Annotated in this window: 9 protein-coding genes and 1 pseudogene; 7 read left to right on the top strand and 3 right to left on the bottom strand. The window is 38.8% G+C overall.

The annotated features are described in order from the left end of the window. The first annotated feature begins 33 nt into the window (after nucleotides 1-33). The 5 genes and pseudogenes from ettA (at nucleotide 34) to miaA (ending at nucleotide 6237) form a co-directional block, all read left to right on the top strand. Nucleotides 34-1714 (top strand): annotated as a pseudogene (gene ettA, locus AAHH40_RS02160) (energy-dependent translational throttle protein EttA). A gap of 47 nt (nucleotides 1715-1761) precedes the next feature. Further along, the gene (gene tsaE / locus AAHH40_RS02155) at nucleotides 1762-2226 is read left to right on the top strand and encodes a tRNA (adenosine(37)-N6)-threonylcarbamoyltransferase complex ATPase subunit type 1 TsaE (RefSeq protein ID WP_342220486.1); all 465 of its coding nucleotides are present in this window, start codon (nucleotides 1762-1764) and stop codon (nucleotides 2224-2226) included. Between the two features lie 103 nt (nucleotides 2227-2329). Further along, complete coding sequence (locus AAHH40_RS02150) at nucleotides 2330-3388, top strand: bifunctional glycosyltransferase family 2/GtrA family protein (protein ID WP_342220485.1); 1059 nt, start codon at nucleotides 2330-2332, stop codon at nucleotides 3386-3388. A gap of 91 nt (nucleotides 3389-3479) precedes the next feature. Further along, complete coding sequence (gene mutL, locus AAHH40_RS02145; protein WP_342220484.1) at nucleotides 3480-5318, top strand: DNA mismatch repair endonuclease MutL; 1839 nt, start codon at nucleotides 3480-3482, stop codon at nucleotides 5316-5318. Between the two features lie 16 nt (nucleotides 5319-5334). After that, on the top strand, nucleotides 5335-6237 hold the full coding sequence (gene miaA / locus AAHH40_RS02140; RefSeq protein WP_425287971.1) for a tRNA (adenosine(37)-N6)-dimethylallyltransferase MiaA: 903 nt from the start codon (nucleotides 5335-5337) through the stop codon (nucleotides 6235-6237). A gap of 155 nt (nucleotides 6238-6392) precedes the next feature. On the opposite strand, the gene AAHH40_RS02135 is transcribed toward miaA, so the two are convergent. The 3 genes from AAHH40_RS02135 to AAHH40_RS02125 are packed head-to-tail and all read right to left on the bottom strand — an operon-like array spanning nucleotide 6393 to nucleotide 9088. Continuing rightward, complete coding sequence (locus tag AAHH40_RS02135; RefSeq protein WP_342220482.1) at nucleotides 6393-7646, bottom strand: MFS transporter; 1254 nt, start codon at nucleotides 7644-7646, stop codon at nucleotides 6393-6395. 14 nt (nucleotides 7647-7660) lie between these two features. After that, nucleotides 7661-8233, bottom strand: coding sequence for a non-canonical purine NTP pyrophosphatase (locus AAHH40_RS02130; protein WP_342220481.1), 573 nt, complete (start codon nucleotides 8231-8233; stop codon nucleotides 7661-7663). 9 nt (nucleotides 8234-8242) lie between these two features. Further along, a complete protein-coding gene (locus tag AAHH40_RS02125) occupies nucleotides 8243-9088 on the bottom strand; it encodes a 2-oxoadipate dioxygenase/decarboxylase family protein (RefSeq protein WP_342220480.1) in 846 nt (281 codons plus the stop codon). A gap of 181 nt (nucleotides 9089-9269) precedes the next feature. Here AAHH40_RS02125 and AAHH40_RS02120 point away from each other — a divergent pair, with 181 nt between their 5' ends. After that, a complete protein-coding gene (locus AAHH40_RS02120) occupies nucleotides 9270-10949 on the top strand; it encodes an AsmA family protein (RefSeq protein WP_342220479.1) in 1680 nt (559 codons plus the stop codon). A gap of 81 nt (nucleotides 10950-11030) precedes the next feature. After that, a complete protein-coding gene (mutY, locus tag AAHH40_RS02115) occupies nucleotides 11031-12059 on the top strand; it encodes an A/G-specific adenine glycosylase (RefSeq protein WP_342220783.1) in 1029 nt (342 codons plus the stop codon). Nucleotides 12060-12066 lie beyond the last annotated feature (7 nt).

Below are 12066 nucleotides of genomic sequence, written 5' to 3'. Positions count from 1 at the left end.
TCTTCTTTTCTAATAATCAATTAAATGTCAGTTATGTCACAACAATATATCTATACCATGCAAGCAGTGAGCAAAATCGTTGCGCCTAAGCGAGAAATCCTAAAAGATATTTGGCTATCTTTTTATCCTGGCGCGAAAATTGGGGTCTTAGGGCTGAATGGTGCGGGCAAATCGACCCTACTGCGCATTTTGGCTGGTGTGGATAAGGATTTTGTGGGTGAAGCACGGGCATTACCAGGAATCAAAATTGGTTATTTACCCCAAGAACCACAATTAGACCCGCTTAAGGATGTGCGTGGAAATGTCGAAGAGGCCATTGCAGATACTAAAAAACTGTTGGACCGATTTAACGAAATTAGCATGAAATTTGCTGAGCCGATGAGCGAAACAGCAATGAATCAGCTATTTGAAGAACAAGGTGAATTACAAACTCAGATAGATGCACAAGGCGGATGGGAGTTAGATCGCAAGCTGAGCATTGCAGCGGATGCGCTCTGTTTACCTCCCTGGGAATGCCCAAGTGACTCAACTCTCAGGCGGTGAACGCCGACGTGTTGCTTTGTGTCGGCTTTTACTATCTAACCCGGATATGTTGCTACTAGACGAACCCACTAACCATCTAGATGCACAAAGTGTGGCATGGTTAGAGCGTTTTTTACATGATTATCCAGGCACCGTTATTGCTGTCACGCATGATCGTTATTTTTTAGACAATGTAGCCGGTTGGATTTTGGAACTCGATCGCGGCCATGGCATCCCCTATGAAGGAAATTATTCCTCTTGGTTAGAGCAAAAACAAAAGCGTCTCGCTCAAGAAGGCAGACAGCAAGCGGCGCATGAAAAAAGCTTAAAGGCTGAATTAGAATGGGTACGAACCAACCCGAAAGGCCGGCAAGCCAAAAGCAAAGCCCGTCTCGCACGTTTTGAAGAGCTTAGTTCGCAAGAGTTTCAAAAACGCGCAGAAACCCAAGAACTCTATATCCCACCTGGGATACGTTTAGGAGATTCAGTATTGGAATTTGATCATCTCACTAAAGGCTTCAACGGACGCGTATTAATCGATGATTTTAGCTTTACCGTACCAAAAGGAGCCATAGTTGGGATTATTGGGCCGAATGGTGCCGGAAAATCCACTTTATTTAAACTCATCATGCAACAAGAACAGCCCGATAGCGGCCATATCCATCAAGGGGCTTCCGTACAGCTCGCTTATATCGATCAAAGTCGCGATTCACTGAACCCTGATCATAGCGTATGGCAAGAAATCTCTGAAGGGCTGGATATTATGACGATTAATCAATTTCAAATGCCTTCTCGTTCCTATGTAGGACGCTTTAACTTTAAAGGTTCTGACCAACAGAAATTAGTAAAAAATCTATCTGGGGGCGAGCGTAATCGAGTCCATCTAGCCAAGTTATTGCGTGCCGGAGGCAACGTTTTACTTCTTGACGAGCCAACCAATGATTTGGATGTAGAAACTTTACGTGCCTTAGAAGAAGCATTGTTAAGTTTTCCCGGTTGTGCTTTGGTGATTTCTCATGATCGTTGGTTTTTAGATAGAATAGCGACACATATCTTAGCTTTTCAAGACAATAATCAAATAGAATGTTTTACCGGTAATTTTTCTGACTATGAAGCCGATCGTTTAAGCCGCCTAGGTGCTCAGGAGACTCAGTCAGAAAAAAGAATGAAATTTAAAAAATTAACGCATTAACGGATGCTGCTTATTTTTCATATTTCATCGAATGCTTAGTGTGATTTATGTCTTGCATTTTGATTAAAACAGAAAAAGAAACCATACAATTAGCCAAGGAATTTGCCGCATGCTGTCCTAAAAATAAACGCATAATCATCTTTTTAAATGGTGAATTAGGCGCAGGTAAAACATTCTTTGTACGTGCTCTAGTAAAAAGTTTAGGCTATCCAGGCTTAGTCAAAAGCCCTACCTACACGCTAATGGAAACTTATGAGCTAGCTGGCTACTGTATTTACCATCTCGATCTCTATCGTTTGCAATCCGCGAACGAAATACTCGACATGGGACTTTGTGATGAATTTGAGCATGCTGCCATTTGGTTAATAGAATGGCCTGAACGTGCTTTAAATTTTTTACCGAAACCGGATATTGTTTGTCATATCGATTTAATTAGCACGAACCGACAATTTCAATTCTTTGCCAAAACTCCTCAAGGTGAACAAGCCTTAGCCTTATTTAACCGAATATAAAGAGTCATTGACTTTAGATCTAATCTTTGCAACCGTTTGTTAAAAGTGATCTTATAAAGGACTAGTCTCCTTTATCCGTTTTACTTATACTCAAGCTATGCTAATGGACTGCTCTTATCCAACTATTCTTATTCCAGCTTACCAGCCTAATGATAATCTGGTAGCGCTGATAAAATCCTTACGTGAAAGCCAATCTAAACAACGGATTATTGTTGTAGATGATGGCTCTGACCTAGATAAACAAAACATTTTTTCAAAAATTCAAACCTTTAATATCGAACTTCTCCGTCATGCAAAAAATAAAGGCAAAGGTCAAGCGCTTAAAACTGGATTTCAACATTGGTTAGACACTAGTCATTCTAAGGAATTAGGCATCGTCACCGCGGATGCTGACGGTCAACATCTTCCTCAAGATATTCTGCATCTCTCCACCGTTTTTATGCAAAAACCCTCGGATCTGTATTTAGGAAAACGCACATTTAATAAAACACCCATACCTTGGCGTAGTCGATTCGGTAATAAATTGACCAAGTACATTTTACGTCTGTTTAGTAAAACAATTTTAGAAGATACACAAACCGGTTTACGCGTCATTCCCCGGGAGCTATTATTACCCTTATTGAATTCGAATGCGCGTGGCTATGAATTTGAGTTGGAAATGTTATTGATTGCCGAAGATCATCAAGTCAATATTCAGGAAGTTCCCATAAAAACAGTGTATTTGGATGATAATCGTTCGTCCCATTTTAATCCTTTGATTGACTCAATCAAAATTTATTTTGTATTTATCCGCTTCGCGGCTATTTCTTTAATTTCGGCCGCTATTGATTTTTCCTTATTTTTCTTAACTTACTGGCTTAAAAAAAATATATTTCTAGCAGTATTATTAGGGCGCATTTTATCTGCCACTTTTAATTTCAAGTTGAATCAACATCTCGCATTCAAAAGTAAAAATCACTGGTTACCCGCAGCACTGAAATATACTGCCTTAGCTAGTTTTTTAGGACTTATTGCCTACAGTTTAATCACATTAATCCATGATTTTGGAATCAACGTATATAGCAGCAAAATTATTGCGGAAATTGCCTTGTTTATACTTTCATTTACCATACAACGGTTTTTTATTTTTAATAAAGTTCCGTCATTGGAAATCAAGTCTTAACCATCCCAACGATCCCAAGGATAAAACCCGATCATTCTGCTAACGCTAAAAATTTGTTAGAATCATCGTCTTTTATTATTAAAATTTTATTATGTCAGGCCGTATCCACCGTTTAACATCGCATTTGGCCAATCAGATTGCAGCCGGAGAAGTCATTGAACGGCCTGCCTCCATAGTCAAAGAGTTGGTCGAAAATAGTTTGGATGCGAGGTGTCAGCAAATCGATATTGATATCGATAAAGGGGGCATGCAACGTATCCGTGTCCGCGATAATGGTCATGGCATACATAAAGATGATTTAATTTTAGCTTTAGATCGACATGCAACCAGCAAGATTCACACACTCAATGACTTAGAACGAATCAACACATTAGGATTTCGCGGCGAAGCCTTAGCCAGCATCAGTTCTATCGCTCGTCTTAACCTAAGCTCTTCAACAGAAACTACGCAACAAGGTTGGAAAATCACTTGCGATTATTACCAGGAACATCCGCTAACACCTGTCCCTATTGCTCATGCACGAGGAACGACAGTAGAAATTCATGATCTTTTCTTTAATACACCTGCTAGGCGTAAATTTTTAAAGTCAGAACAAACCGAATTCGCGCATATAGAAACCTTGATAAAACGTTTGAGCCTCAGTCATTTTGGTATAGGCTTTAGTTTACATCATAATAAACGACCCATTTACCAACTGCATCCTGCTTACGACGAAGCGTCAAAAGAGGAACGTATTGCCACATTATGTAGTCGCGCGTTTGTTGAAAATGCTATCTATATTGATATGCAAGGCATCGATCTGCGTTTATGGGGTTGGATTTCATTACCCACTTTTTCACGCAGCCAAAGCGATCACCAGTATTTTTATGTTAATCGACGCATGGTGAAGGATAAGTTAATCAATCACGCCGTTAAACAAGCTTATCAAGACGTTCTTTATAATGGCCGTCATCCAGCTTTTACGCTATTTATCGAGCTAGATCCGCAATCGGTCGATGTGAATGCTCATCCGGCGAAATATGAAGTTCGCTTTCGCGAGAGTCGCTTGGTCTACGATTTTGTCAAACAAAGTCTACAAAAAGCTTTGGCCAATACTTGTCCTCAGCCACAAACAGTTGAATCAATAGTCCCGGCAACTGAATTAAATGAGAATATTTCTCAGCCATCTGCTGATATTGCTAACCCTCGACAAAGTAGTTTTCCTTTACAGGTTGCAGTAGATCCACCCTCTTATAATACTGAAACTCATCATGAATATATTTCATCCCCAGAACAGAAAGAATTATTGACTGAAAAATCACCTACTATTCTAGTAGCGACAACGCCAATAGGAAATTTGCTCGCCGATCCACCTTTAGGTTTTGCCTTAGCACAACTGCATGGTATTTATATTTTGGCACAAAATACGCAGGGCTTAATTTTGGTGGATATTCATGCCGCACACGAACGTATCCTTTATGAACGTTTAAAACAGGACGTAGAAAATGCCGGCATAAAAACTCAAATTTTATTAATTCCTATTTGTTTAACACTCTCTCAATCGCAGATATTGTTATTAGAGGAATATGCTAGCCTATTTACACAATTCGGCTTTAAATTTGAAAATCTTGGTCCTGAAACCATCGTTGTCCGCCAAATTCCAGAACTTTTAACACAGCACAATATTGAACAATTAGTGCAGGATGTTTTAAGTGATTTAAATCAACATACTAGCAGCCAACATATCGCGGAAAAAATAAATGAATTACTTTCTAGCATAGCTTGCCATAGTGCCATACGTGCGCATCGCAACATGACATTGATTGAAATGAATCAACTACTCCGCGATATGGAACAGACTTCACGTAGTAATCAATGCAACCATGGTCGACCCACCTGGAAACAGTTGTCTTTACCCGATATTGACCGGTTGTTTCTACGTGGACGTTAAACCTGTTGTTTGTCTGATGGGTCCCACCGCCTCAGGAAAAACCGATCTAGCCATTGATTTGCTTTCCTATCTAGACTTTGAAATCATTAGTGTCGATTCAGCCATGATTTATCGCGGCATGGATATTGGCACAGCCAAACCTTCTTCGCTTATTTTAAAACAAGCTCCGCATCGATTGGTTGACACACATGATCCCAGCGAAGTTTATTCCGCCGCTGAATTTAGGGCAGATGCTATCAGTGCAATTGAAGAAATTATTAGTAAAGGACGTATTCCTTTACTGGTCGGTGGAACGATGCTTTACTTTCACGTCTTACAACAAGGCATTGCCAGTTTACCAGCGGCTAATCCTCTGATTCGCGAGCAACTAAAAAAAGATCTAAACGATTTGGGGTTAAATAAACTTCATGAACGTTTATCTGCTATTGACCCGATTGCCGCACAGCGCATTCATCCTAATGATCCGCAACGAATCTTACGCGCTTTAGAAGTTGCTCAGATTTCAGGTAAAACATTAACGGAATTACAGCTCACGCCTACTCTTTCGCCGTTACCGTATTTATTTATTAATATTGCATTGCTTCCTGATGATAGAAATCGGTTACATAAAGCTATCGCCACGCGTTTTCAAACGATGTTAGATTTTGGTTTTATAGAAGAAGTCGAAAAATTATTTAAACGTGGCGATCTAAACGCTAATTTACCCGCACTCCGTACGGTAGGCTACCGACAAATTTGGAATTATTTACTCAATAATATTTCCTATCCTGAGATGCAAGAGCTTGCCATTATTGCAACGCGTCAGCTCGCCAAACGTCAATTAACTTGGTTACGTTCTTGGCCAGAATTAAAACTATTGGCTAGTAAAGATAAAGAAAATGTAAAAAAAATAATGGAACTAGTTAAAATACACTTATAGGATAGGAATTTCGTGAATAGAGCTTAGCAGAAGATTTATTGCAAGCACGTAAAATATTACTCGTCATTACGAGCACCGTAGGTGCGTGGCAATCCATGGATGGCCGCGCTCATTTCATTCGCTCGCCATGACAATGAGTTTTTTCAGACTATTTATTACTGTAGAATTTTTTTAATTTTTATCAACATACCCACCGCCACAACAGCGCCCATAGCAAGGTACAGACCGGGTATGGCAACATTGGAAGTTTTTGTTATTAAATAAATAGCTAGCAATGGAGCTGTACCACCAAAAATGGAATAAGCGAGATTATAACTGAGCGAACCCAAAGTATAACGTACTGCAACCGGTATCAAATCCAGCGTCAGCGCCATCAACGGCCCTTGAAAGCTAGCGGCTAGAAGTGTCAAAACTATTTGCGCAATAATAACGGCAAAAAAAGAACCCTGCGCAATCATCACATAAAGCGGATAGCTAAAACATGTCAATCCACTTGCCCCTATTAACATTAAAGGTTTTCGTCCAACTTTATCAGAAAGCCAGCCGAAAAAAATATCTAGCATGATAAGTAAAATCAATATCATCGTATTCAACGCGTGCGCATGAACTCTCGAATGACCTAAAATATCAGTGAAATAAACCGGCATAAAAATAAAAACGAGATACGTTATCAACGCAGACAATAAATAAAGTCCCATTAATTGACCGATTAATAGTTTATGCGCTACAAAGATAGTTTTTAGAGGAAATTTTTCTATTAAACATTGCGCATATAAATGCTGAAATTCTGGGGTTTCCGCAGTTCGCGTGCGTATATAATAAGCAATTAAACCGCTTATAGCGGCTAAGAAAAAAGGCAAACGCCAGGCAAAACTATAAAGTGCAGGCCCTCGAAAACTAATGAATAAAAGAAAGACGATGAGGGATCCAAATAACAACCCAATCACGGAGCTCGCCCAAATTAACGATGAATAAAAACCTGTTTTATTGGATGGTATCGATTCAACGATAAAGCAAGCGGAACCAAACGCTTCGCCGCCTACAGCAATACCTTGCAGTAATCGAAAAAAAAGTAACAAAAATGCAGCACTTATTCCGATCGCAGCATAATCTGGAAGCAAGCCTATGCCACAAGTGGCTATTGCCATTAGTAAAACGCTGAGACTTAAGGCTTTTTTTCTACCTTGCGTATCACCTATGTAACCAAACAGTGCTGCGCCGAAAGGACGTGCTAAATAGCCCATAGCAAAAACACTATAACTCAGCAACAAACCCACGCTGGGTGAGCTACGAAAAAAAATCTGTGCAAAGATGCCTGCTAAATAGGCATAAAGACTAAAATCATACCATTCTAAAATAGTCCCTATACAAGCCGAAAAAATAAGCTTCTGTTGATCCCTGGTCAGCATTTTTTCCTTATGAGCTATTGAGTTTTATACCAATCAATAAATTTCTGCAACGCTTGTTGACGAAAAGAAAAGTGAAAAAAATCATCCGTATAACGCAATTGTGCCAAGGTTTTATCAGAACCATTGGGTTTAAAGATGGCTGTAAATGGTAATTTGGGATGAGAAGATAAATCTTCAGGCATAATGATTGTGCCGTGACAAACGCCTTCAAATAATTGTGTTTGCAGTCCGTCAGTATAAGCTAACTGTAAAATAAAAGAGGCACGATTGTCTTCCTCTACCAATTTAAATAAGCCCTTAAAGCCTAATCCTTGAAATACAAATTTTGATAATGTACCGGGAAATTGATTATAAGCAGCAAAAAATAAGCCTCCATCATCAAGTAATAAAGGTTGTTTGACCACGTTAAATGCTTTTTTTACTTTATCTGACACTACTATTTTTTGATCTAAACTCTGAATTTCATCAATTTCGATAGCATATTGTTCAACCTGGAAAGAGACAGCAGCCTTATCAAAAAAATCTCGGACTTCTTCGAATTTACCTGCATTATTAGTGACATAATAAATTTTTTTGTTCAATTTCATTTCCAACAGTTATTTTAAATATAGCGATTCAACCACACGATCAGCATTATCTGCAACAAATCCGGTAAAGTAATCATGCCATCGACTGTTTGCTCCTGCTTTTTTGGGATAACGCCATACAAATTCGATAAACCGATCCGATAAAGTTATGACACCATCGGCGAGTTTTATAGATTTAATAGCAGGTTGTGTAGAGCTTTGTTCTATACCTTTATGAATATTACCTTTTATCAAACCGCCTTTTTGATTCAAAGAAATATTTAAAGAACTTAAAAATTGATTAAATATTTTTAGCTCACTAAAACTTTTAGCTAAATGAATCCCCCAAGCAAAATGATTAACTTGACGACCCATGACTAATACCCAAGCTAACAATTCATTTTGATTTTTTACTATTTCATATTCTTGCACGGTAGGTAATGGCCAATCTCTGGATTGAAGATAATTCAAAATGCATCTCGACAGTTCCCTCGCCGCCTGCTCATCTTGTTGTAAAGTACGCTGGTGCAGATATTTTAATTGATCACTATCCAAAGCTGGTGCTAAGCCAGCATAATGATCAATGATTTTTCGCACTTGGGGCGCTAACTCCTCGCGCCGAAAATCTGCAACTACTATTTGCGGTGATGCATCAACGGCTAAGGTCTCAGGAGTTATATCTTCAGATAACCATCTAAAATTATTTTGTTTTTCGGCCAAATAATCCTGTCCGCGAATCTTATAGCCGAGATAAGAGAATAAACAAGAAAGAGTATCCATGCCGGTATAAGGTCCCGGCAAATCAATGATTGCAAAATGATCTAGAAATAATTCTTGCTGAAAATGCTTCTGGATATGATTTTGAATCGTAGACACCTCCATTAAATGAGAGCTGTAATTCTCCCATAACTGACTGAAAACAGAGTTTTTTAGCGTGATTTAACATAGACAACCCTCTTAACCCACTCGCAAATTTAATCTCAAATACTATATACTATTGTCGAACCTGCTTGCGCGATAGTCCGATTAGAAGATTTTTATGAGGAAATAAACCCCGATGTCTAAGATATTTCGTATTCTTATCACTTTTATCGGTGCCGTCATATTATTAGGCCTGGTTTCTTTAATTGGTTTAGTGGTGTTCGTCAATCCTAACGATCTTAAGCCACAGATTAGTCAAGCCGTCACCAAATTTACCGGGCGTCAGCTGCAATTAGGTGGAGACATTCAGTGGTCTATTTTCCCTTGGTTAGGATTACAATTAAATGATGCCAAACTGACTAATAGTCCTGGCTTTGGTAATAATCCTTTTGCACAAATTAAAAAGCTGGACATTCAAGTTCGTTTACTTCCTTTGTTACATAAGCAATTGGAAATTGGTAAGTTACAAGTAAATGGACTCACACTTTATTTGGTAAAAAATGCTAAAGGCCAGGTCAATTGGGAAGGTCCACTGACCTCTTCGCAAAAAACTTCCGGTAATTCAGAAAATAACCGTTTGGATAGTTTAAAACCGGTAGGATTTTTCGTAACAGGTTTAGGCATTCGAGACGGCCATATTATTTATGCTGACCAACAAAAAAATAAACAGGTTGAAATAACTGGACTACAACTTAAAAGCGCTAATCTTGCGATTAATAAAAGCTCACCTTTTGATATTCAGTTTAACTTAAATTCTAACCTACCTAATATTAATGCCGCAGTTAAGTTACGATCAGATATCTTGCTCAGTACCGACAGAAGCCATCTGGAATTCAATCATCTTAATTTAAATACTTTTTTAAAAGGACCTAATTATCCTAAAGGCGAACTTCCTCTTTCCTTAAAAGGTCATATTAATCTCGATTTAAATAAACAGGATATTATTGTTGATGAACTTATTGCCAGCATTAATCAAATTAAATTGACCGGGCAGATCACAGGACAACATATTTTAAACAATCCTAGCTTTAACGGGAGCCTGAACAGCCCGCAAATTAAAACGGGTAAATTAACTTTTCAGCAAATACGCCTCCGTTTTCAATTTTCAAATAATTTGCTTACGCTTAATCCTATCAATGCCCAATTTTATCAAGGCAATTATCAAGGCAAGGCCACTGTCAATCTTAATCCAAAAGTACCGCTCATCACCGCTCAAAATCAATTTAATCAAATTAATACCGCCTTATTATTTCAAGATCTCATTAATAAAAGTCAAATACAATTGGCCGGTCTAGCGACATTGAATCTCAATGTATCAACAGCTGGCGATGCCGCTGATGGTCTTATAAGAAATTTAAACGGGCAAGGTCGCTTTAATTTAGATCAAGGTGCTCTAAAAGGAATTAATTTATCCTATTGGATAGCATTAGGAAAAGCGCTACTTAAACACGAAGTCACACCTAAGAACACAGGTCCGGATACACCGTTCGATAAATTTAATGGTAGTTTTAATATTAATCAGGGTATCGTCACTAACAATGATTTAATCATCAGCAGCGGTCGTCTGCGTGTCAACGGTAAGGGATTGGTGAATCTACCACTACAGCAAATCAATTATGAATTACAAGCACAACCGATCTTAGCCGATGGCAGCCCTGAAGGAATTGCCATACCGATTCGAATCTCAGGTCCCTTAGAACATATTTCTATCAGTCCAATTCTGGATCAACTGAGTGTGGATATCATCAAAGAAAAACTCAGAGGAAAATTAGGTGATACATTGAAAAAATTAGATTTGAACAAACTATTTCACTAATTGCTACATTAAAGACTTCGAATTAGCAATTTTTATAAAAAACGACCAGTGACACTAACCACTAAACAATTCCAACAAAAAATGTTAGCCTGGTTTACCCGATCTGGTCGCAAACATCTACCCTGGCAGCAAAAAAAATCACCCTATCCTATTTGGCTTTCGGAAATCATGCTGCAACAGACACAAGTCGCAACAGTGGTTCCCTATTTTCAACGTTTTACTCAACGGTTTCCGACGCTTTCCTCACTCGCTCAAGCCGATATCGATGAGGTGATCATGCTTTGGTCGGGCTTAGGTTATTATGCTCGAGCACGTAATTTACATCGCTGTGCATTAACCATTGAAAAAGAATATTCAGGAAAATTTCCACAAGATTTATCGTTATTACAAAATTTGCCCGGCATCGGCCGATCGACAGCGGGCGCTATACTTGCCTTAGCATTCGGTCAGCCTGCTGCCATACTCGATGGGAATGTGAAACGTGTATTAGCCAGATTTCATGCCATCTCGGGCTGGTCTGGTTCAAACAAAGTAAGTAAACAATTGTGGGATTTAGCCGAGCATTATACGCCAAAAAATAAACACATCGCTCAATATACACAAGCGATGATGGATCTAGGCGCGCTCGTTTGCACACGCACGCAACCTAAATGTACCGAATGTCCGTTACAAAGTCATTGCAAAGCCTATGCTGAAAATAGCATTGCAAATTATCCTTCACCCAAACCGCGTAAAACCATTCCTTGCCGTGCAATCAAGATGCTGATCTTAGTCAATGCGCATCAAGAAATTTTGCTAGAGAAACGGCCGCCGACCGGAATTTGGGGAGGATTATGGAGTTTGCCAGAATGTTCTATAACGGAAAATATGAAAAATTTTTGTAAAAAACAATATCATTGTGAAATAGAAAACCCTAAAAAAAAATATCCTCTTTTAAAGCATACGTTTAGTCATTTCCAGCTGGAAATTAGGCCCGTTGTCATACCTGTTAAACACTGGTGTCCGCCACTGATGGAATCTGGCCGCATAGTCTGGTATAACAAGCAACAATTAGCATCAAAAGGTCTTGCGGCACCCGTCAAAAAATTATTAAGTCATATCATACTATGAGCTGAGA

Source organism: Rickettsiella endosymbiont of Miltochrista miniata, assembly GCF_964031245.1.
GTDB lineage: Bacteria > Pseudomonadota > Gammaproteobacteria > Diplorickettsiales > Diplorickettsiaceae > Aquirickettsiella.
The sequence above is the reverse complement of the archived record's forward strand: the minus strand, read 5'-3'. Positions and strand labels throughout refer to the sequence as shown.

What these genes read in the sequence shown, in the direction of transcription:
- tsaE (WP_342220486.1), top strand. Translation starts at nt 1,762, where the DNA reads ATGTCTTGCATTTTGATTAAAACAGAAAAAGAAACCATACAATTAGCC.
- AAHH40_RS02150 (WP_342220485.1), top strand. Translation starts at nt 2,330, where the DNA reads ATGGACTGCTCTTATCCAACTATTCTTATTCCAGCTTACCAGCCTAAT.
- mutL (WP_342220484.1), top strand. Translation starts at nt 3,480, where the DNA reads ATGTCAGGCCGTATCCACCGTTTAACATCGCATTTGGCCAATCAGATT.
- miaA (WP_425287971.1), top strand. Translation starts at nt 5,335, where the DNA reads ATGGGTCCCACCGCCTCAGGAAAAACCGATCTAGCCATTGATTTGCTT.
- AAHH40_RS02135 (WP_342220482.1), bottom strand. Translation starts at nt 7,646, where the DNA reads ATGCTGACCAGGGATCAACAGAAGCTTATTTTTTCGGCTTGTATAGGG.
- AAHH40_RS02130 (WP_342220481.1), bottom strand. Translation starts at nt 8,233, where the DNA reads ATGAAATTGAACAAAAAAATTTATTATGTCACTAATAATGCAGGTAAA.
- AAHH40_RS02120 (WP_342220479.1), top strand. Translation starts at nt 9,270, where the DNA reads ATGTCTAAGATATTTCGTATTCTTATCACTTTTATCGGTGCCGTCATA.
- mutY (WP_342220783.1), top strand. Translation starts at nt 11,031, where the DNA reads ATGTTAGCCTGGTTTACCCGATCTGGTCGCAAACATCTACCCTGGCAG.